The organism is Paralimibaculum aggregatum, assembly GCF_030270585.1.
Taxonomy (GTDB): Bacteria; Pseudomonadota; Alphaproteobacteria; order Rhodobacterales; family Rhodobacteraceae; genus Thermohalobaculum; species Thermohalobaculum aggregatum.
Genome location: NZ_BSYI01000013.1, coordinates 59,441 through 80,946, shown reverse-complemented (window position 1 = coordinate 80,946; position 21,506 = coordinate 59,441). Strand labels below are relative to the sequence as shown.

16 protein-coding genes and 1 tRNA gene are annotated in these 21,506 nt (G+C 72.1%); 6 read left to right on the top strand and 11 right to left on the bottom strand.

The features are described from left to right. Positions 1-43: 43 nt before the first annotated feature. Positions 44-2,065 (bottom strand): glycosyltransferase family 2 protein, encoded by a 2,022-nt coding sequence (locus tag QSJ97_RS09960; RefSeq protein ID WP_285671599.1) that lies wholly within the window; start codon positions 2,063-2,065, stop codon positions 44-46. 186 nt (positions 2,066-2,251) lie between these two features. Then, positions 2,252-3,445 (bottom strand): glutamine-hydrolyzing carbamoyl-phosphate synthase small subunit, encoded by a 1,194-nt coding sequence (carA, locus tag QSJ97_RS09955; RefSeq protein WP_285671598.1) that lies wholly within the window; start codon positions 3,443-3,445, stop codon positions 2,252-2,254. Positions 3,446-3,700: 255 nt separating this feature from the next. On the opposite strand from carA, the gene QSJ97_RS09950 reads away from it, so the two are divergent. After that, positions 3,701-4,153 carry a GatB/YqeY domain-containing protein gene (locus QSJ97_RS09950; RefSeq protein WP_285671597.1) on the top strand — a complete coding sequence of 151 codons (453 nt, stop codon included), beginning with the start codon at positions 3,701-3,703 and terminating at the stop codon, positions 4,151-4,153. Between the two features lie 43 nt (positions 4,154-4,196). Further along, positions 4,197-5,003, top strand: a complete 807-nt coding sequence (locus QSJ97_RS09945) for an FkbM family methyltransferase (protein WP_285671596.1) — start codon at positions 4,197-4,199, stop codon at positions 5,001-5,003. A 53-nt stretch (positions 5,004-5,056) separates the two neighbouring features. Here QSJ97_RS09945 and QSJ97_RS09940 read toward each other — a convergent pair whose 3' ends face one another. Continuing rightward, positions 5,057-6,235: a hypothetical protein gene (locus tag QSJ97_RS09940; protein WP_285671595.1), complete on the bottom strand. Its 1,179-nt coding sequence runs from the start codon at positions 6,233-6,235 to the stop codon at positions 5,057-5,059. A 134-nt stretch (positions 6,236-6,369) separates the two neighbouring features. Here QSJ97_RS09940 and hisS point away from each other — a divergent pair, with 134 nt between their 5' ends. Genes hisS through hisG form a run of 3 tightly spaced genes read left to right on the top strand, consistent with a single transcriptional unit; the run spans position 6,370 to position 9,818 of the window. Continuing rightward, positions 6,370-7,890: a histidine--tRNA ligase gene (gene hisS / locus QSJ97_RS09935; protein WP_285671594.1), complete on the top strand. Its 1,521-nt coding sequence runs from the start codon at positions 6,370-6,372 to the stop codon at positions 7,888-7,890. A 4-nt stretch (positions 7,891-7,894) separates the two neighbouring features. Beyond that, on the top strand, positions 7,895-9,034 hold the full coding sequence (locus QSJ97_RS09930; protein WP_285671593.1) for an ATP phosphoribosyltransferase regulatory subunit: 1,140 nt from the start codon (positions 7,895-7,897) through the stop codon (positions 9,032-9,034). 1 nt (position 9,035) lies between these two features. Continuing rightward, positions 9,036-9,818 carry an ATP phosphoribosyltransferase gene (hisG, locus tag QSJ97_RS09925; protein ID WP_285671592.1) on the top strand — a complete coding sequence of 261 codons (783 nt, stop codon included), beginning with the start codon at positions 9,036-9,038 and terminating at the stop codon, positions 9,816-9,818. Positions 9,819-9,824: 6 nt separating this feature from the next. On the opposite strand, the gene QSJ97_RS09920 is transcribed toward hisG, so the two are convergent. Beyond that, the gene (locus QSJ97_RS09920; protein WP_285671591.1) at positions 9,825-10,502 is read right to left on the bottom strand and encodes a hypothetical protein; all 678 of its coding nucleotides are present in this window, start codon (positions 10,500-10,502) and stop codon (positions 9,825-9,827) included. A gap of 182 nt (positions 10,503-10,684) precedes the next feature. On the opposite strand from QSJ97_RS09920, the gene QSJ97_RS09915 reads away from it, so the two are divergent. Continuing rightward, a tRNA-Thr gene (locus tag QSJ97_RS09915) sits at positions 10,685-10,760 on the top strand. A gap of 2,668 nt (positions 10,761-13,428) precedes the next feature. Here the strand turns inward: QSJ97_RS09915 and QSJ97_RS09910 are convergent. From QSJ97_RS09910 to QSJ97_RS09880, 7 genes are all read right to left on the bottom strand, one after another. Further along, positions 13,429-13,674 (bottom strand): MoaD/ThiS family protein, encoded by a 246-nt coding sequence (locus QSJ97_RS09910; RefSeq protein WP_285671590.1) that lies wholly within the window; start codon positions 13,672-13,674, stop codon positions 13,429-13,431. A 4-nt stretch (positions 13,675-13,678) separates the two neighbouring features. Then, positions 13,679-15,931 carry a xanthine dehydrogenase family protein molybdopterin-binding subunit gene (locus tag QSJ97_RS09905; RefSeq protein ID WP_285671589.1) on the bottom strand — a complete coding sequence of 751 codons (2,253 nt, stop codon included), beginning with the start codon at positions 15,929-15,931 and terminating at the stop codon, positions 13,679-13,681. Beyond that, positions 15,931-16,446: a (2Fe-2S)-binding protein gene (locus QSJ97_RS09900; RefSeq protein WP_285671588.1), complete on the bottom strand. Its 516-nt coding sequence runs from the start codon at positions 16,444-16,446 to the stop codon at positions 15,931-15,933. Before QSJ97_RS09900 ends, QSJ97_RS09905 begins: the two co-directional genes overlap by 1 nt. Before the next feature lie 6 nt (positions 16,447-16,452). Next, a complete protein-coding gene (locus tag QSJ97_RS09895) occupies positions 16,453-17,310 on the bottom strand; it encodes an FAD binding domain-containing protein (RefSeq protein ID WP_285671587.1) in 858 nt (285 codons plus the stop codon). A 163-nt stretch (positions 17,311-17,473) separates the two neighbouring features. Beyond that, on the bottom strand, positions 17,474-18,466 hold the full coding sequence (locus tag QSJ97_RS09890; RefSeq protein ID WP_285671586.1) for a hypothetical protein: 993 nt from the start codon (positions 18,464-18,466) through the stop codon (positions 17,474-17,476). 495 nt (positions 18,467-18,961) lie between these two features. After that, entirely contained in the window at positions 18,962-20,548 is a 1,587-nt protein-coding gene (locus tag QSJ97_RS09885) for an isochorismatase family protein (RefSeq protein WP_285671585.1), read from the bottom strand. Positions 20,549-20,642: 94 nt separating this feature from the next. Next, positions 20,643-21,491 (bottom strand): N-acyl homoserine lactonase family protein, encoded by an 849-nt coding sequence (locus tag QSJ97_RS09880; protein WP_285671584.1) that lies wholly within the window; start codon positions 21,489-21,491, stop codon positions 20,643-20,645. Between the last annotated feature and the right edge of the window lie 15 nt (positions 21,492-21,506).

Below are 21,506 nucleotides of genomic sequence, written 5' to 3'. Positions count from 1 at the left end.
CTCCCTGTCTGCAATCGGGGCCTCCCGGCCCGCGGCGGCAGCATTATTGCGCGATGCGGCGCGGTTTCCAGCCTGTCGCGCTGACATTTTCTCGATGGCCCCCGCCCCCCGCACCTGCCGCGCCCGCCGCGCCGGCCGCGGGAGCCGCGGCGGAGGCGGGCGGGGCGGCGCCGAGGGCGCGGCTCGTCCCATGCCTGGTCTTGTCCCACCAGAACGGCGCGACGATCAGCTCCGCCACCGCCTTCCAGGCCGCCACCGCGCCGAGCGTCCAGTAGACCGGCAGCGTCGGCACCACCCAGAGCAGGCCGAGCTGCCCGCGCCGGCGCAGCGCCAGCCCGGCGCAGCCCAGCATCACCGCCTGCCCGATCGCCAGCGACACCATGACCGGCCAGAGCGCCCAGCCCGGCAGCGCCGACTGCCAGAGCCCCTGCCCGGTCAGCGCCCAGCCGGCCATCGCCGCCCAGAACAGCGGGATCGCCAGATAGGCCGTCGCCGCGCCGAGGAACAGCAGGTTGAGCCCGGCGAAGCCGAGCGGGCCGAGCTCGCGCCAGAGCCGCCCCGGCGCGCGCATGTGGCTCAGCCAGGTCAGCAGATAGCCCTTCAGCCAGCGCGAGCGCTGCCGCACCCAGCGCCAGGCGACGCAGTTGGCCTCCTCCTCGGTCACCGAGCCGAGCACCGCCACCTTCAGCCCCCGCCGCGCCAGCCGCATGCCGAGATCGGCATCCTCGGTGACGTTGTGCGCATCCCAGCCGCCCACCGCCTGCAGCACCGAGCGGCGGAAATACACCGAGGTGCCGCCGAGCGGGATCGGCAGCCCGAGCGCCTGGAAGCCGCGCAGCAGCACGTCGAACCAGATCGAGTATTCGATCTGGAAGCAGCGCGAGAGCCAGTTCTCGCGCGCGTTGTGATAGGAGAGCTGGCACTGCACGCAGCCGATCTCGGGCGCCGCCGCCGCCAGCGTCGCCGCGACATCGCGGAGCTGGCCGGGCTCGGGCCGGTCCTCGGCGTCGAGGATGCCGACGATCTCGCCGGTGCAGAAGTCGAGCGCGTAGTTGAGCGCCCGCGGCTTGGTGCGCGGCCGCCCCGCCGGCACCACCAGCGGCCGGATCCAGGCCGGCAGGCGGTGCGCCGCGACGGCGGCGATGGTCTCGGCATCGTCGGCCTCGAGCAGCAGCCGCACCTCGAGCGCCGCGCGCGGATAGTCGAGCCGCGACAGCGCGGCGACGATCTCGCCGACCATCCCGGCCTCGCGGTAGAGCGGCACCAGCAGGCTCACCCTCGGCAGCGGCCGGCGCGCGCTGAGGGCGACGGTGCCCTCCGGCAGGTCCCGCGCCGGCGGCGGCTGGCAGCGCCCGGCCAGCATCGCGCCGATCCGCAGCGCCCCGGTGGCGGCATTCAGCAGGAAGAGCAGCAGCAGGCCGAGCATCGCGCCGACCTCGCCGCCGAGCCAGACCAGCGCCGCGACCCCGAGCACCGCGGCGGCGACGCGCCGGCGCAGGCCGCGGATGCCGCGCAGGCTGGCCGCCTCCGGGCAGCGGGCGGCGGCGCGCGCCGCGAGCTCCGGCGCCAGCGCCGCCGCCACCGCCCGCTCGAGCGCGCTGCGCGTGCAGACCGCGATGCAGACCAGCCCGCGCCGCGGCCCGATACGGGCGAGCGCCGGGCCGAGCGCATCCGGGTCGACCGCGGCATAGGTCGTCACCCGCCCCTTGCGGCGCCAGGGAATCACCCCCCGCTGGAGATAGTCGGCGGCGGCTTCGGGATCGAGCAGCGCCCGGTCCGGCGGCGCGGCATCCAGATCGACGAGCCCGAGGCCGCGCTGTGTCGCCAGCGCCGCCGCGACATCCGCCTCCGCCGCCCAGCCATTGGCCACCAGCGTGGCGCCGAGCCGGTCGGGCCGCAGCCGCTGCAGCGCCAGCGCGCTGGCGAGATCGGCCGGCCGCAGCCGGTGCTGCGCCGCGAGGATCGCGCCGAGCCGCGGCCGCGACGGCTCCCGCTCGCGCAGCCTGTGCCGCGCCGGCGCGGCGCCGAGAAGCCGCCAGCCGCCGGGCGGCGCCTGCAGGTTCAACGCCCCGGCCTCCGGCGAACGGGCCGCGCCGCGCCCGCCTCCGCTCTCCCGAACCGCCGAACCGCAACCGGCACCGCACCCTCCCGCAAAAACCTGCGGGATTAACCTAAAATTTGACCGTTAACGGGGGGTTAATGCGCGCGTGGCGTTCCGCCACCCCGCCGCCGGGGTGGCGAGGGCCGCGGCTCAGCGCCGGGCCGCCATCGCCTCGGCGAAGCGGCCGAAGAGGTAGTGGCTGTCCTGCGGCCCGGGGCTCGCCTCCGGGTGATACTGCACCGAGAAGACCGGGCGCCCGTCGAGCCGGAGCCCGCAGTTCGAGCCGTCGAACAGCGAGCGATGGGTCTCGATCACCCCGGCCGGCAGGGTCGTGCCATCCACCGCGAAGCCGTGGTTCATCGAGGTGATCTCGACCTTGCCGGTCTCGAGATCCTTCACCGGGTGGTTGGCGCCGTGATGGCCGTGCGTCATCTTCATCGTGCGCGCGCCGAGCGCGAGGCCGAGCATCTGGTGGCCGAGGCAGATCCCGAAGACCGGCTTCTCCGCCGCCATCACGCCCTGGATCATCGGCACCGCATAGGCCCCGGTGGCTGCCGGATCGCCGGGGCCGTTGGAGAGGAACACGCCGTCCGGCCGATGCGCCAGCACCTCCTCGGCGGTGCTGGTGGCGGGCATCACCAGAACCTCCGCCCCGGCCTCGGCGAGGCGCCGGAAGATCGTGCGCTTGGCGCCGTAGTCGATCGCCACCACGCGGGCCTTCGGCGCCGACTGCCGGCCGAAGCCGCTGCCCCAGCTCCAGCCCGTCTCGGTCCAGACATGGCTCTGCGCCGTGCTCACGCCGCGCGCCAGATCGGCCCCTTCGAGCCCGTCGAAGCCCCTCGCCGCCGCGACCAGCGCCGCCGCATCGAGCCGGCCCTCCGGATCATGCGCGAGGGCGGCATGGGGCATGCCCTGGATGCGGATGTGCCGGGTCAGCCGCCGGGTATCGACGCCGGAGATGCCGATCCGGCCGCGGCTGGCCAGCCAGTCCGAGAGATGCGCCGCGGCGCGCCAGTTCGACGGCTCGGTCACCGGCCAGCGCACCACCATGCCGCGGGCCACCGGATCGGCCGCCTCGTCGTCCTCCGGCGTGGTGCCGGTGTTGCCGATATGCGGGAAGGTGAAGGTCACGATCTGGTGGGCATAGGAGGGATCGGTCATGATCTCCTGATAGCCGGTCATCGCGGTGTTGAAGCAGAGCTCGCCCACGGTCTGCCCCGCAGCGCCGAAGCCGTGGCCCCAGAACAGCGTGCCGTCGGCCAGCGCCAGGCAGGCGGTGGGGCGCGCGCCCGCGCTCACGGCAGGCGGCTGCGAACCGGGCACGACGTGCGATCCGGATGGCATGGGCGGGTCTCCTTGTTCGAATGCGCGCGGACGCTAGTGGATCGTGTCGGGGGGGTCAAGCGACCAGCCGGGCCGCGCCTGCCCGCCCCGCCCCGCCCGGCAGGATCGGGCGCAGGGGCGGGGGAGCACGGGCCGGCGCGGGGCGGGCATCGGGCCTGCGTTGCCGCGGCCGGCTGGCTGGGCTAGGTTCGGCGGGCGGGCAGGCCGGCCCGCCAGAGATCAGACGGCTGCCAGGAGACCGAACGCCAGGTGTTGATGTCCCGGATCAGCGATGCGCTGAAGGAGGCGCTGCGCGACAAGAACCAGGTCCGCGTGAGCACGCTCCGCCTGATGCTCGCCTGCCTGAAGGACCGCGAGATCGCGCTCCGCGCCAATGACGGCGGCGACGACGGCATGCCCGATTCCGAGGTTGCCGCGATCCTCTCGCGCATGGTCAAGCAGCGCGGCGAATCCGCCGCCGCCTACGAGGAGGCCGCCCGCATGGAGCTTGCCGAGCGCGAGCGCCAGGAGGCCCGGATCATCTCGGAATTCCTGCCCAAGAAGCTCACCGACAAGGAGATCGACGCCGCGGTCCGCGCGGCGATCGCCGAGACCTCGGCCAGCTCGATCCGCGACATGGGCAAGGTGATGGCGGCGCTGAAGGCCCGCTATACCGGCCGGATGGATTTCGCCGATGCCAGTGCCCGCGTGAAGGCCGCCCTCGCATGAGACCCGCACGGCCCGCCGCCCTGCCCCACCCGGAGACCCCAGCATGAGCCAGAGCGACGATGCCGAGCGCCGATTCGTCCGCGGCCGCGAGATGATCGAGCGCGGCCGCCAGGCGCTCGCTGAGGGCCACCGCCTGATGCGCCAGCTCTCGGGCGAGGTGCGCGCCGCGCGCGCCCGCGGCAGCATCCACCAGATGATCTGGGACTGCGAGCGCGCCTCCAACCGCCGCGGCCAGTTCTTCAGCCATTCCGGCCAGGACGCCTTCCTCGACGAGCGCGTCTTCGAGGGCAAGCGCGGCGGCGTCTTCGTGGAGATCGGCGGCTTCGACGGCATCACCGGCTCCAACTGCCTGTTCTTCGAGCTGATGCGCGGCTGGTCCGGGCTGCTGGTGGAACCGGCCGGCAAGGCGCGCGCGCAGGCCTCCGAGTTCCGCCGCTGCCCCTGCCTGCCGATGGCCGTGGCCGGCGCCACCGGCGAGGCCGAGTTCATGGAGATCGACGCCGGGCTCACCCAGATGAGCGGACTGATCGAGTCCTACGACCCGAAGATCCTCGCGCGCGTCGAGGGCGATCCGCGGCACCGGGCGCGGCGCCGGCCGGTGCGCACCCGCAGCCTCGCGCAGATCCTCGACAGCCAGTATCTCCGCGAGATCGACCTGGTCTCGCTCGACGTGATGGGGGCGGAGCTCGCGGTGCTGAGCGCGTTCCCCTTCGCCGACTACACCGTCCATGCCTGGGCGATCGACGGCGCGCTGCACGGCACCGCGATCCACGAGCTTATGACCGCGAAGGGCTATCGCCGCATCGAGGCGCTCGGCGCCGACGACATCTATGTCCGCGGCGAGGGCTGAGGCGGGGGCTGAACCGGCAGGATCGGCGTGAAAATCCGGCCGGTTTTTTCAGGTCATTTCAGGCTCGCGCCGGCGATGGTGAAGCTGACCTTGCCGGTCTGCTCGTTGATCGGCGATTTCACGCTGTAGTCGAACACCACCGACCCGGCCGGCGCCTTGGCGGACTGCTTGAGCGCCACGCTGGCGATGAATTTCGTCGTCACCTTCATCGCCGAGGCGGCCGGCGTGTTGAACATCACCGTGCTGCTCACCGAGAGGTTCTTCAGGAAGCCCTGGGTGAGATGGTCGTAGACCACCGCGTCGTAGCTCACCGTGAACAGCAGCTTGATGTCGTAGCCCGAGGTCTCGGCGACGCCGAGGAACTCGAAGATGTCGCGCGCCAGCGAATCGAACTGCACCTCCTTGCGCAGCGTGACCGGCTTCGCCTTCATGCCCCCCGAATCGATCGGCGAGGGCACCAGGATCTCGCCGAGACCGGTGGCCGCCTTGGTCGTGTCCTTGCTGACCCCGCCCAGCAGCGAGCCCTTGCCGGTGATCTTGCCGTCGAAGCGCAGCGCCTTCAGCTCCTCCTTGCGCTTCTTGGCCTCCTCCTCCTCCTTCTGCTTCTCGTACTTCTTCACATGGGGCGCGAGGTCCGACTTCCAGCTCTTCTCGAACTTGTCGTTCTTCGGCTTGCCGTCGATGCGGGTGATCTTGGCATAGTGCAGGAGGCAGGCCTGCACCCGCTTGTCGCTGCGCGGCACCTTCGAATCGGGCAGCTCGAGATGGAAGCCGTCGCCGTCGCCATAGCCGTCGCCGCCCTTGTAGTTCTTCAGGCCCTGCGACGACATCTGCGACTTCCACTCCCCCTTGAACTCGGAGACGGTCATGAAATGCTCGTCCTTGCCGCCGAAGGCATCGGTCAGCTTCCACGACACCTTCTTCGACTTGCCGGGCGGGGTGACAGACATCAGCACGTGGCGCGCCTTGTCGACGACATGGGCGCCGGCGCAGGTCCAGCTGGTGCCGCCGGAGACATACTCCGCCTGCTGCTGCGGCGTGCGGCTCACGCTGCCCTTGCCCTTGGAGAGCTTGAAGGAGACCTTGACCACCGCCTTCTCGGCATCGGCGGCGGATTTGCCCTTCTTCTTCAACTCGGCGATCTTCGCGTTGCGCTTGGTCTCGAGCTTGGCGTTCAGCGCCTTCGCAAAGGCCGCGACCTTGGTTTCGATCACGCTTCCGGTGTCAGGCATGGGTCTCGTTTCCTCGGCTCGGTCTGGTCCTGGAGTTCGTCCTCACAACGCAACCGCCGCCGGGCGTCACTTGCCCGGGGGTCCCCGATCCGCTAGTCAGCCACCGCGCGCAGCTTAGCAGGTCCCCGGAAAACATGGCGAAAGAAAAGAAGAAGAAGGCGCCCCGGCCCAGGGCCGAGACCCCTCGCGGCTTCCGCGACTACATGGGCGCCGAGGTGACCCAGCGCCGGGCCATGCTCGAGCGGATCTGCGCGATCTACCACGCCTATGGCTTCGACCCGCTGGAGACCTCGGCGGTGGAGACCGTGGCGGCGCTCGGCTCCTTCCTGCCGGATGTCGACCGGCCGAATGCCGGGGTCTTCGCCTGGCCCGATGTCGAGGACCCCGCCGAGGCCCGCAAGGAGGACTGGGTGGCGCTGCGCTATGATCTCACCGCGCCGCTCGCGCGGGTGGTGGCGCAGCACCGCGAGAGCCTGCCCTCGCCCTATCGCCGCTATGCCGTCGGCCCGGTCTGGCGCAACGAGAAGCCGGGGCCCGGGCGCTATCGCCAGTTCTACCAGTGCGACGCCGACACCGTGGGCTCGGCCAATGTCGCCGCCGATGCCGAGATCTGCATGATGCTGGCCGATGCCTTCGAGGCGATCGGCATCGGGCGCGAGGATGTCGCGATCCGCATCAACAACCGCAAGGTGCTGAACGGCGTGATGGAGGCGGCCCGGCTGCTCGACCCGGCCGAGCCGGAGGCGCAGGCCGCCGCCCGCGGCGTCGCGCTGCGCGCCATAGACAAGCTCGACCGGCTCGGCGAGGACGGGGTCCGCGCGCTGATGGGGCCGGGGCGGCGCGACGAATCCGGCGCCTTCACCCCCGGCGCCGGGCTGGCGGAGGGGCAGATCGACCTGCTGATGGGCTTCGTCGCCGCCCGGCGCGAGACCGCGGCGGCCACCTGCGCGCGCCTTGCCGAGCTGGTCGGCAGCTCCGCCACCGGCGCCGATGGCGTTGCCGAGCTCGAGACAATGGCCGAGCTGATGGCCGCCCAGGGCTATGGCACGCGGGCGGTGATCGACCCCTCGGTGGTGCGCGGGCTCGGCTACTATACCGGCCCGGTCTTCGAGGCCGAGCTGACCTTCGAGATCACCGACGAGGAGGGCAACCGGCGCCAGTTCGGCTCGGTCGCCGGCGGCGGGCGCTATGACGATCTGGTCAAGCGCTTCACCGGCCAGGCGGTGCCCGCCACCGGCATCTCGGTGGGCGTCGACCGGCTGCTCGCCGCGCTGGCCGCCATCGGCCGCGGCGAGGCCGAGGCCGCCGGCCCGGTGGTGATCCTCGCGATGGACCGCGAGCGCATGGCCGACTACCAGACCATGTGCGCCGAGCTGCGCAGTGCCGGCATCCGCGCCGAGGTCTTCCTCGGCGGCGGCAACATGGCCAAGCAGCTGAAATATGCCGACAGGCGCGCCGCCCCGATCGCGGTGATCGAGGGCGGCGACGAGAAGGCCGCCGGCCAGGTGCAGCTCAAGGACCTCGCCCTCGGCGCCCGCCTCGCCGCCGAGATCGAGACCCGCGCGGAATGGGTCTCGCAGCCGGCGCAGATCACCGTGGCGCGCGCCGATCTGGTGGCCGAGATCCGCAAGATGCTGGCCCGCGGGAAGGACTGAGCCGATGGTCGACTGCCTCACCGGCGCTGCCCTCGCCGCCCGCGACGACGCGGTGGCCCGGCTGCGCGCCCTGTTCGCCGAGGAGGGCTATGTCGCGCTCGAGCCGCGCCACCTGCTCGACGCCGACGTGCTGCTCGACCTCTATGGCGAGGATATCCGCACCCGCGCCTTCATCTTCCCCGAGCCGGTGACCGCCGGCGAGCTCTGCCTGCGCCCCGACTTCACCGTGCCGGTGGCGATGGCGCACGGGGATGGCGGCTGGAACCGCCGCGCCGCCTATGCCTATGCCGGGCCGGTGTTCCGCCTGCAGGACCGCTCCGGCCGGCCGATCGAGTATCTCCAGGCCGGGATCGAGCGCTATGGCGACGCCGACCGCGGCGCCGCCGATGCCGCGGTGCTGGCGCTGACGCTGCGCGGGCTCGAGGCGCTCGGCTGCGGCGCGCACAAGGTCAGCACCGGCGACACCGGCATCTTCCTCGCGCTGATCGACGCGCTGGAGATGCCCGCGCGGCGCAAGGCGGCGCTGCGCCGGCATTTCTGGCGCCCGGCCCGGTTCAAGGCGTTGATCGAGGGCTTCACCGCCGCCGCGCCCGAGCCGGGGGCACAGCGCCGGGCGCTGCTGGCCGCCGCCGCCGAGGGGCCCGAGGCGCTGGATGCGCTGGCCGCCGACGGCCGCGAGGTGCTCGGCGCGCGCGGGCTCGAGGAGGTCGCCGCGCGGGCCGAGGCGCTCGCCGCCGCCGCGGACGAGCCGCGGATGCCGGCGGAACAGGCGGCGTTGATCGAGGCGGTGCTCTCGGTGCACGGCCCCTCCGGCGAGGCGCTGGCGCGGCTGCGCGAGCTGACCGCCGCGGCCGGGCTCGACCTGCTGCCGGCGCTCGAGCGCTTCGAGGTCCGGCTGGATGCGCTCAACCGCATCGGGATCGACGCCGAGGAACTGCCCTTCGACGCCCGCTTCGGCCGCATGCTGGAATATTACGACGGTTTCGTCTTCGAGATCGAGGCGCTGCGCCCCGGGCTGCCGCCGCTGGCCGGCGGCGGGCGCTACGACCGGATGACCCGGCGCCTCGGCGCCGCCGAGCCGGTGCCGGCGATCGGTGCGATGATCCGTCCGGAGGTGGCGCTGGCCGCCGCAGGGGAGGGCTGAGATGTCCGCGCTGGTTCTCGGATTGCCCTCGAAGGGCCGCCTGCAGGCCGACACCATCGCCTGGTTCGCCGCGCGCGGGATCGAGATCGCGCCCTCGGCGCGCTCGCGGGAATACCGCGCCGAGGCCCGGGGCGCCGAGGGGCTCGCGGTGGTGATGCTCTCGGCCGGCGAGATTCCGGGCGAGCTGGCCGCCGGGCGCATCCATCTCGGCGTCACCGGCGAGGACCTGATCCGCGAGCGCGTCGCCTTCCGCGGCCGCGACGTCCGCCTCGCCGCACCGATGGGCTTCGGCCATGCCGACCTGGTGGTGGCGGTGCCGGATTTCTGGGTCGATGTGGAGACCATGGCGGATCTCGACGAGGTTTGCGCCGCGTTCCGCGCACGGCACGGCCGCTCGTTGCGCATCGCCACGAAATACCACAACCTGACCCGCAGCTTCTTCCGCGCCCGCGGCGTGGCGGATTACCGCATCGTCGACAGCCAGGGCGCGACCGAGGCGGCACCGAAGAACCGCATGGCCGAGGCGATCGTCGACATCACCTCGAGCGGCGCGACGCTGCGGGCGAACCATCTCCGCGTGCTCGAGGACGGGCTGATCCTGCGCTCGGAGGCAACGCTCTGCGTCTCCGGCGAGGCGGTCTGGACCGATGCGCTGCGCCGGAGCTACGCCGCGCTGGCCGCGCAGCTCGGGCTCGATGCCGATCCGCCCGAGGAGCCCGGCATCCGGCCCCCCCGCGCGCCCGCCACGCCGCCGGCGCTGCCGGCCGAGGGCCCGCAGGCCTGAGCCGGCCTAGAAGCGCAGCGCCGCCGCCTCGGTCAGCATGTCCTCGGCGCCGGGGATCAGCGCGTGCAGCATGGCATATTCCGCCATCGGCTGGAGGTTCGCCCCCTCGCCGCCGCTCGCCTTCAGCGTGCCGACCGCGGCGGCCTGGAGCCGCGCCTCGGTGAAGCCGATCGGCCCGCGGCTCTGGGTGTCGACGAGGATGGCGAGGCCGCGGCCCTGCGCCTCGGTCATCACGGTGCCCGGCACGATGCCGCCGAAGAGCGGGATCCCGGCGATGCCGGCGGCGACCGGATCGTCCTCGGCCCGTACCGTGAGCTCGTAGATCAGCACGGCGTCGAGCCCCTGCAGCCGGGCGATCTCGATCAGCCCGGCGATCATCGCCTGCAGCCCCGCCCCCTCCACCGGCAGCGGCAATGGCAGCAGCCTGATCCGCGCCGGCAGCCGGTGATTGACCTCGTGCAGCGCGCCGCGCCAGCGCACCTGCTCGCTGGCCGGCACCGGGGTCACCCGCCCGGCCGAGACGCGGATCAGCCCGACCCGCGCCGGCAGCGCCAGGCCCGCGATCACCCCTGCCGAAACCGGCGGCGGCAGTGCCATCGGCAGCGCAGGGGGCGGCGGCTCCGGCGCGCAGCCGAGGCAGAGGGCGGGAAGGGCGGCGAGGGCAAGGCGCGGCGGCAGCAACATCGGAACTCGCGGGCAACTGGGGCCGGCGGCTGGGCCCATCCCGAGCCTAGCGCCGACATGGTTAACACAGCCTTGCCGGCCAGCCTCCCGGAGAGCAGGCTTGAGCCAGGGGGGGCCTTGCGCCTATAGGAGAGGCGTCGTCCGCGCCCGCCGGGGGCGACGGCGCCCCTGTACGGCCCGGCGCCGCGTTAGCTCAGCTGGTAGAGCAACCGCCTTGTAAGCGGTAGGTCGTCCGTTCGATCCGGACACGCGGCACCAAAAAGACCAGCGGGCCGGACGGCGCTGGCGGCGCTGGAACGGCCGCCTGTCACCGCCCCGAGCCGTAGTCAGCCAGCCTGCATCCCATCGCCGGGCGGCAACGCCTTCGGCGCATTGGCCCGCGGCCATCGGATCGGCGATGCAGACACCGCCGGCGATGCACGCGGCGGCCTGCCGGAGCAAGGCCCTCGGCCTCGCGGATGCGCTCCCGATCGGCTCGGCTTCCGGCGGGCGGTCGGGAGGACCGGACGGCCTGCGCTTGCGACCTCGACCACCGCGCACGACCCCTCGTGGCCCGGGACGTTCTCTCTGACCACACCGTCGCAGGGGCTCGCTTTGGGACGCGCCCCGTTGCACACGGGCCTCGAAGGCGGCGCGGATGACCGGCCCGCCGAGAGCGAAGGGCGCCCCCATCCCGCACATGGAAGGCCCGGCGACGATGGTTGTTGCTCTCGAATGGCCATGCAGCTTCCCCTCCGGAGGCGCTCGCCAGGGCGACGCCAGCCGTGAGGGCCCGCCAGGCCGGTCTTGCCCGGGTCCCACCGACGTCGCAGCGCAGCGGCGGGCGCGGAGCGTCGCTCTCGCCGGATCGAGGTCGGGCTGCCCCTCGGACCGGTCCCGCCGCCTCCGCGGCACCCCCGGGCGGCTCGGTTCGCCGGTCTACGCGCCTTCCCTTCCGCGCGATCCCGCAAGGGCGAAAGACGCCCTTCGGCAGGCCGTCGCCGATTGCGTGGCCCGGCTCGGCGAGTCCCGCGCGCCATTCCTTGGCCGCGGTGACGGGCGCTTCCTCGAGGCGCGCACGCATCGGGTCCGCCAGCGCCCCGGTCCGCCCGGCGCGCCTGCCAACGCGGAGCGGGCCGGGGCGGGGATCGCCCGTCTCGAGCGCCAACGCCTGCCCCCCGTGCCGGCCGCACCCATGCCGAACCGCGCCACCGCCGGGCAATGACAGGCGCCGCCCTCTGCCTGACGCGGCCATGGCAGGAGATGTCGCCATGCTCGCAGGGCCATTGGCTATGGATGGCCGGCAAGCGCCGTGCAGACGCGCATTGCATCGTAACCTGCAACCGATCATCGAAGGCGCCCGCCGGAACGTTTCCGCGATCGCCCGAAGGCTCGGGCCCGTAGCCTGCAGGGCGGCGATCCGCGCCCCTTCGGCCGGCGAGAGGTGAACGTATCCTGGGATCGTCACTCCGCCTGCCTGTCTGGCGACAGCCGGGCACCGCATCCGTCAGCGGCGGCGTCCCTCGCTCCCGAACTCGCCCCTGGGGCAGAAAGTGTCCGACAGATGGGAGGGACGACACAGACGCAACCCCGAACCGCGCAACGCCGATCACCTCGACCTGCCTGTGGCATTTCAGATTTATGGCCACAATTCACCAAACCCGGGCAGCAATGAGGCGCACAGAATTCCTTCGGTCGCCTGTGGCGAGTGCTGAGTTGATCGGCGGCGCGGAGTCTGCGGTTCGGGCTCGCTGGCTTGGGTGACGCATCTGGCCGATCGGTTTGCCGGGCCATGCGGCGGCCGCTGCGGTCTCGGGTAGGCGATGCCCGATGGAGATTGCCGGCCGGGCTGGCGGGGCCGGCCGCGGCGCGGACCCGCACGAGGCTAAGGGCACGCACGAGAGGGCCGGGCCTGTCCCTGCGCTCGCCAGAGCCCCGCCCGGTGGCAACGCGCCCCTTTGGGCGGATGGTGTCGGCCTGCTTGCGCGGGGCCGGGCGCACCCCTCTGCGTGCCCGTGTGAACGGCGCCGTGGAAACCGGGGCTGCCGCGATGATCGGCGCGGCGTTTCTCCGTGGGCGCTGCGCAGTCCCGACCCGGACCGGCGGGGCGGTTGGCGCGCGGTCGGGCGGTGCCGGCGGTTCCCTGGCATCGTGGCGGGCGGCATCCATCGCCGAGCGACGGCGGCGGGAACCGTGGCGGCGGTCTGTCGGGATCAGGTTCCGGCACCTGCTGACCAGCGCCATCGGCGCCCCGTGTGCCCCCCGCTGGCGGCGGCTGCGCCGCGGGCCGCCGGGCATCGCGGTTGGTCTGGTGGGGCAATGCCGGCGTGGCGTCCGGCCGCCGGGAATGCCTTCACGCTTTGCCGATGCGCGTCCGATGCCGGTTAGGCCCTGTCGGGATGTCGCGACGATGCTGGCATCCTCAATCTGACCGCCCGCGGAGACGTAGTCCTGATCGCGCCAATGCGCGCCTAGCCGGGCGTGGGGCCGGTACGCGGCGCCGGTCGCCGTCAGGGTTTCGCGTGGCCGCCGGGTCATCGTCTCGCCCGGCGCCCGGTTGCTGCAAGGAAACTGCGCGACGCTCCGCCAGTCGCGGAACCGCACCTTCGTCTGGCCTCGGGGTGGCCGCAGTGCGCCTCTAGCACGGACACCGCGAACAATTGAGACGCACCGATTAGCCGTTGCCTCTCGCCCGGTCCGGCCGATTCGGGGTAGCGGCGGGGCCGGCTCGATGAGGTTCCAGAACCGCCAGCGGAGAGGGCAACCGGGCGGATCGCCCGGCTTCGGGAGCGCCGGATGCCGCGCCCCGGGTCGCGGCGACCGGGCCGATCAGCCTTGCCGCCCTGCCGCGCCGACCCGGGCGCAATCACGCCGGGCGGCTCGAAGCGGGGGAGCGGGGCGTCCGGGCGGCACCATGCCAGCCCGCCGCCGGGATGGCCGGCGCGGCTCAGCCGCCGACGATGCGCGGCAGCAGCACCACCTCGCTGTCCGGCCGGATCGGCTCGAACCAGTGATCGTTGAAGTTGCGCCCGTCGATCGCCACGGTCACGCCGCGGCGCAGCTGCGGGCGCAGGTCGGGATAGGCCTCCGCGAGCCCGTCGAGCAGCTCGCGGAGATTGCCGGCCTCGATCTCGACGGTCGCCCGCCCCTCGGTCGCGACCCGCAGCGAGCCCCAGATCGCGACCTCGACCATGGCCTCAGCCCCGCGCCGCCTGGATCGCCGCCTGCACCTTGGGCGGCGACATCGGCAGATCGGTGAGCCGCACCCCGGCCGCCGCGGAGACCGCATTGGCCACCGCCGCCAGCGGCGGCACGATCGAGGTCTCGCCGACGCCGCGCACGCCATAGGGATGCCCGGGGTTGGGGATCTCGAGGATCACCGTGTCGATCATCGGCAGGTCGGAGGCCACGGGCACGCGATAGTCGAGGAAGCCCGGGTTCTGCAGCCGGCCGTCCTCGCCATAGATGTATTCCTCGTTGAGCGCCCAGCCGATGCCCTGCACCGCGCCGCCCTGGAACTGGCCCTCGACATAGTCGGGATGCACCGCCTTGCCGGCATCCTGGATCACCGTGTAGCGCAGGATCTTCACCGCGCCGGTCTCCGGATCGACCTCGGTGTCGACGATATGGGTGGCGAAGCTGACGCCGGCGCCCTCCGCGTTCACCTCGCAATGCCCGGCGATCGGCCCGCCGGTGTTGGAGGCCACCGCGGCGATCTCGGCCAGCGACATCGGCGGGAACTGCCCGGCATTGGGCCCGGCCGGCTTGGCCGCGCCGTCCTCCCAGACCACCGCATCCTCGTCGATGCCCCAGATCTTCGCGGCGCGGGCGCACATCACCCTGATCGCCTGGCGCGCGGCCTCGATGGTGGCGAGCCCCACCGCGAAGGTCACGCGCGAGCCGTCGGTCACCTCGTTCTGCCCCAGCGAGCCGGTGTCGGCGATGATCGTGCGCACCTGCTCGTAGGGGATGCCGAGTTCCTCCGCCGCCATCATGCTCATCGAGGCGCGGCTGCCGCCGATATCCGGGTTGCCCTCGGAGACGCTGACCGTGCCGTCGAGATTGACGTTGAGGGTGACGCAGGTATCGCCGCCGAAGTTGAACCAGAAGCCGCAGGCGACGCCGCGCCCCTGGTTCTCGCCGAGCGGCGCGCTCCAGTGCGGATGCGCCTTGGCGGCCTCGAAGGTCGCCTTGGCACCGATCGCCGGATAGGTCGGGCCGTAGGAGGACTTCGTCCCCTCCACCGCGGCGTTCCGGATGCGCACGTCGAGCGGGTCGAGCCCGAGGCTCTTGGCCAGCTCGTCGATCACGCTCTCCACCGCGAAGGCCGCCATCGGTGCCCCCGGGGCGCGATAGGCCGCCTGCTTGGGCCGGTTGCTGACCACGTCGAAGCCCACCGTGCGGACATTCTCGAGGTCATAGGGCGCGAAGGCCGACATCGAGCCCATGCCCACCGGCGAGCCCGGATAGGCGCCCCCCTGATAGCGCAGCACGGCATCGCCCGCGGTGATCCGGCCGTCCTTCGTCATGCCGATGCGGACATCGATCGAGGTCGAGGCGGTCGGCCCGGAGGCGCGCAGCACCTCCTCGCGGCTCATCACCATCTTCACCGGCCGGCCGGCCTTCTTCGAGAGCATCAGCGCAACCGGCTCGAGGAACACCGTGGTCTTGCCGCCGAAACCGCCGCCGATCTCCGAGGCGGTGACCCGCAGCTGGCCGACCTCCATGCCGAGGATCGCGGCGCAGGTGTTGCGCACCATGTAATGGCCCTGCGTGCAGCACCAGAGATCGGCCTGCCCGTCCGGCCCCATCTGCGCGAGGCAGGCATGCGGCTCGATATAGCCCTGATGGGTCGCCGCGGTGCGGAAGCTGCGCTCGACCACCCGGTCGGCCTTCGCGAGCCCGGCCTCGATGTCGCCATGACCGAACTCGCAGCGGCTGATCACGTTGCCCGAGAAGCCCTCCGGCACGGTCTCGTCGGTGCGCCCCTCGTGCAGCACCGGCGCGCCGGGCTGCATCGCCTCGTCGACATCGGTGACATGCGCCAGCACCTCGTATTCGACCTCGATCAGCTTGAGCGCGCGGCGCGCCACCGCCGGGCTGACCGCCGCCACCGCCGCCACCGCATGCCCGTCATAGAGCGCCTTCGCCCCGGCCATGCAGTTGTCGAGCACATCCGCCACATGCGCCGGCGGCTCGGGGAAATCGGCCCGCGTCACCACCGCCTTGACGCCGGACAGCGCCGCCGCCCTGCTGGCATCGATCTTGACGATGCGGGCATGGGCATGGGGGCTGCGCAGCACGCGGCCGGTGAGCATGCCCGGCGCCACCGCATCGGCGCCGAAGCGCGCGCGGCCGGTGACCTTGTCGATCCCGTCGGGCCGGTTCGGCCGGGTGCCGACGACCTTGAACTGCCGCTTCGCGGTCTCCGCCTGTTTGTCGAGCGCCATCAGGAAGCCCTCCTCAAGCTGTCATCGGGGTCGTTGGCGATCTCGCCGCGCATCTCGGCGGCGGCATCCATCACCGCGCGAATGATCTTGTCATAGCCGGTGCAGCGGCAGAGATTGCCGGCCAGCCAGTAGCGCGCCTCCTCCTCGGAGGGATCGGGATTGTTCTCCAGCAGCGACTTCGCGGCCACCAGGATGCCCGGCGTGCAGATGCCGCATTGCAGGGCGGCATGCTCGATGAACTTGCGCTGCAGCGGGTGCAGCACCTCGCCATCGGCCATGCCCTCGATGGTGGCGATCTCGCGGCCCTCGGCCTCGGCGCCGAGCATCAGGCAGGAGCAGACCAGCCGGTCGTCGACGGTGACCGAGCAGGCCCCGCAATCGCCGGTGCCGCAGCCCTCCTTGGCGCCGGTCAGGCCGAGCCGGTCGCGCAGCACGTCGAGCAGCGTGTCCTCCGGCTCGCAGAGGAACTCCGTCTCGTCGCCGTTGATCTTGGTGGTGACGTGGATCTGGCTCATGGATCTTCAGCCTTTCGCACGGGAGAGCGCAATGCGGGCGGCGCGCTCGGCGAGCACCCCGGCCACATGGGTTCGGAACGCGACGGTGCCGCGCTTGTCGTCGATCGGGCTGCAGGCCTCCGAGCAGGCCGCCGAGAGCGCGGCGAGCGCGGTATCGTCCACCGCCGTGCCGACCAGCGCCGCGGCGGCCTTCCCGACCAGCAGCACCTTGGCGGCGACGGCGCCGAGCGAGACCCGGGCGGCGATGCAGGTGCCGCCTTCGTCGAGCGTCAGCGCGACACCGCAGCCGACCACCGCGATGTCCATCTCGGTACGCGGGATGAAACGGAGATAGGCATCGCCCGAGCGGGGCGCCGGCGCCGGCAGGTAGATCGAGGCGACGAATTCGCCCGGCCGCAGGCTGGTCCTGCCCGGGCCGGTCGGGATGTCCTCCACCGCGACGTCGCGGGTGCCGCCGGGCCCGGCGATGCGCGCGGTCGCGCCCGCCGCCACCATGGCCGGCACGCTGTCCGCCGCCGGAGAGGCGTTGCAGAGATTGCCGGCCAGCGTCGCGCGGCCCTGGATCTGGGTCGAGCCGATCAGCCCGGCCGCCTCCACCACGCCCGGCCAGGCGCCGCGGACGCCGGCATGCTCGCCGAGCTCCGCCGAGGGCACGCCGGCGCCGATTCGCCAGCCGCCGTCCTCCTCGACGATCGCCCGCATCCCCTCGATCCGCTTGATGTCGACCACCAGCTCGGGCTCGATATGGCCCGAGCGCAGGCGCACCAGGAGGTCGGTTCCTCCGGCCAGGACATGCGCGGAGCCGGCCGCCTCCGCCAGCAGGGCGACGGCCGTATCCACGGATTGCGGCGCTTCGTATCTCATGGGCATTGCACCAGATTTCACGGTTGTGGGTCTGGAGGGCGAAGCGACGGCAAGGCGGCCCGCCCACCACTGTCCGGGAGACCTTAGAGGAGCCCTTTCGCCCGCGCCAGAGGCGCCCCAGGATTTTTCCACAACGCCCGCGCGAGGGCTGGCGCCGGAGCGATCAGCTCGCCTGCGCCACCCGCTCGACCAGCCGGAACTCGAGCCCCACGCAGGGCGCATAGGCGGCGGTCACGGCGCGGGCATCCGCCTCGATCTCCGGGCCGGACAGCGCGCCGAGCGCGCGGGCCAGCGCGCCATCCGGATGCGCGAGCCATTCGGTCGGCCCGACCACCCGGAAATCGACGATGCGGCCCTTGTCGAGCCTGAGCCGGCAGGCGAGCGGCCCCCGCGCCGTGCGCGCGATGCCGCAACCGGCGAAATGGCTGCGATGGCCAAGCTCGGCCAGATCCTCCACCGGGACGGCATCCTCCTCCAGCCGCTGCAGGTCCTCGGCGGCCTGCACCAGCATGGCCCGGATGCGCAGCGCCGGATGGCCGGCACGGGAAAACTGCCCGCAGGGCTCGGCCGGGGCGCCGTCACGGTCCGGCGCGTCCGAGAACTGCGGCGCGGCCGCGAGGCGGCGGTCGAACCAGGCGGCATCGGCCCGTGCCAGCGGCGGATCGGACGGCAGCTCCGGCTGGATCCGCTCGAGCCGCGCGACCAGCCGGCCGGCGGTGCCGCCCCCGGCGGTGCAGCTCTCGAACTCCCTGCGCAGGATCGCGCCGAGACGGCGGCGCCCCTCGGCAGGATCGGCACCGGCCATCATCCCGGCCAGGATCCGGCGCCCCTCGGCGAGGCTCCCGGAGCGCCGCTCCGCGCCGATCGCCCGCGGCCAGACCACCGCGAGCCGCGCGATATGCGTGAGCGCCGCCTCGGCCAGCAGCAGGCGGTTCCGCGCCGCCTCGCGCGCGGCATCCTGGCCGCGGATCAGCGCCGCATCGAGCGCACGGCCGAACGCGACGCAGAGCGCCGCCGGACACACAGGGAAATGGGCTGGCAGCCGTGCCGAAACCTCGTCTGCATACTGCCCGATGAGCGCACGGCGGATCGGCGCGAGATTGCGCCTGGCAATTCGAAGATCGACGACCTTGGCATTCTGGGCCAGCAACAGCACCGACCATCTCGCTGAACTCGTGCCGGAGGCACCAATATCCCCCGCATCCGCGTTCGGCATCCGTCACCCCCCCACAATGAGACTCTCAGTAGCAATTCCGGACACGTCAATTCTTGTTTCCATTGGTTGGCCCAGATCCATGACAATGGTCAAGAAAATTTGTCGAAATTGCCAATATCCTTCTGCGACCTGCGAAGCGTTGGCACATTATATCCCACCGTATAAAGTTGCGGTGTCGGATCATTTTTAAGCGCTATTCACAAGCAGATATCGGATGAGTCCAGCCAGTTATGGCAGGCGCCATGTGCCGGCGGGCGGGCAGGCGGCCTGGCACCGCCCGGGGCCTGCCCACAGACCGCGAACCCGCGGCGCGCGGGAGCCTGCCGGCCCGGGGATGTCCTAAGCTGCCGGCCCCCCAACCCGATGCCCATGCCGCTGCCGGCCGAGAGCGCGGCGATGGCAGGCCGGTCGGTGGCAGGCCGGGCCCGGCCGCGCTCAGGCGAGCCGGGCGATCACCTCGTCGACCGTGGCGATCTCCGCCACATTGGCCATTGCGAAGTCGATCGAGGCGCGCTGCCAGTTGGCATTCATGGTCGAGCAGGCATCCTGCGGCACGATCATGCGATAGCCCTTGTCGGCACCGGTGCGGGCGGTGTGCTCGACCGACATGTTGGTCCAGGCGCCGCAGTTGAGGATGGTGTCGCGCCCGGCGCCGCGCAGATAGGTCTCGAGCCGGCCGCTCTCCCAGGCGCTCATGGTCATCTTCTCGACCACCAGGTCCCCCGGCTGCGGCTCGAGCCCTGCGACCGGCGCCGCGCCCCAGCTGCCGCGCACCAGCGCATTGGCCCCGACCAGCCCCTCGAAGAGCGGCGCATTGGCCAGCATCGCCGGATGCCCCGGCTCGCAGACGAACCAGACATGGATCACCAGCCCGCCGCGGCTGCGGCAGGCCTCGGCGAGACGGCGGGCATTCTCCACCACGTTCTGCGCCCGGGCATGCAGCGGCGAGCCCGAATCGGCGAAGGCCCCGCCGGCGGAGATCACGTCGTTCTGCAGGTCCTGCAGGATCAGCGCGCTGCGCCCGGCCTCGATGCGCCCGCCCGCCGCCGGCGCCGCGGCGGCCGCCGTGCGCGCCCGGGCCGGGGCCGGCGCGGCGGTGGCGGCGGGGGCGCCGCTGCGCATGAAGGGTTCGGTGCGCGGGCCGACCAGGGTCTGCACCGCATAGACCGAATGGGTGGCGCAGACGAAGAGCGTCCGCCAGTCCTTGCCGCCCCAGTGCAGGTTCGCCGCCTTCTCCGGGATCGAGACCTTGCCGATCAGCCGGCCGGACGGCGCATAGACCCAGAGCCCGCCCGGCGCGGTCAGCCAGACATTGCCCCGCGCGTCGCATTTCATCCCGTCCGGCACGCCCTCGCGCAGCGGATCGACGATGCCGCTGGCGAAGACCCGGCCCCCGGCGAGCCGCCCGTCGGCGCGGATCTCGAAGACGCGGATATTGGTCTGCACGGTGTCGTTGACATAGAGCAGCCGCTCGTCCGGCGAGAAGCAGAGCCCGTTCGGCTGGGTGAAGAGATAGCGGTCGACCACCAGCTCCGGCGCGCCGCCGCGGGCGGGGATGCGATAGACCCCCTGGAAGCCGAGCTCGGTCGGCCGCTCGACGCCGAAGCCCGGCATCCGGCCATAGGTCGGGTCGGTGAACCAGATCGAGCCGTCGGACTTCACGCAGATGTCGTTGGGCGAATTCAGCTCGCGTCCGCCGTAATGGCTGGCCAGCACCTCGCGCCGCCCGTCCGGGCCGAAGCGCGCCACCGAGGAGGTACTGTGCTCGCAGACGAGGAGGTTGAGCTCCGCGTCATAGGTCATGCCGTTGCCCTTGTTCGAGGGCCGCATCACCTCGCGCACGCCGCCCGCGGGGTCCCAGCGCCGGCGCACATCCGCCGGCATGTCTGAGAACAGCAGATGCCCCTCGCGCGGGTGCCAGATCGGGCCCTCGGTGAAGGTGAAGCCGGTGCCGATCTGGCGCACCGGCGCATGCTCGGCGATCAGCTCGCGGAAGGACGGGTCCATTGCGTCATGGGCCATCTCGGCGCTCCCCTCTGAGGCGGGTCCGTGCCCGCCGGCGTCCGGGTGGGTGGGTGGGGGACGGCGGCGGGCACGGGCCCGCGCCGCCCCGCGATCACATCGGGAACCAGTTGCGCTGCGGCACCGAGGAGACCACCGGCCCCGGCACCTGCATCTGCAGCCGCCCGGTGACCTGCTGGTTCTCGATCTTCGCCGGCGCGTCATGCACGGGCAGCAGATAGCGGAAATTGTTGAGCAGCTTCTTGATCGCCCCCTTCTCCGCGCGCTTCGAGCCGGCATGGTTGCCGGTCACCTGCGGCTCCATGAACTGGGTCTGGCGCACCTGGTTCACGATCTGGTCGTTGAAGTTGTAGATCACGTCGCCGCAGATGCAGGCGAGCCCGTCCGCGGTCTCGACGATCACGTTGGCCGAGCCCTCGGTATGGGCATTGGCCGGCTCGCACCAGACGCCGGGGATGATCTCCTCCGCGCCGGTGATCTCGAGGTCGAGGAAGCGCAGCGCGTCCTGGGTGTGCAGCCGCTCGATCAGGTGCTGGATGTCGGGCTTGGGATACTGCGGATGCATCAGCCCGGAGACCGAGCATTCGAGCTCGCGCCGGTTCAGCACCACGGTGGTGTTCATCGGGAAGACGTCGTCCTTGCCGGCATGGTCGATATGCAGATGCGTGTGCACGACATAGCGCACATCGCCCGGCTTCACGCCGTGCCTGGCGAGCTGGTTCTCGATCATGTTCTCGTGGAACTGGAGCCCGCGCATGCCGAGGCTCTCCATGATCGCGTTGTCGCGGTAGCCGGTATCGACGACCACCGGATAGGTGCCGCCGAGGATCAGGAACCCGTAGACCGGCACCCGCCGGACCCGCCCGCATTCGTGGCCGAGCACCAGGAAGCTCGTCTCGAGCTCGATATCGCCATAGTCGAGGACGTGGATTTCGAGGGCCATGGATCGCTCACTCCC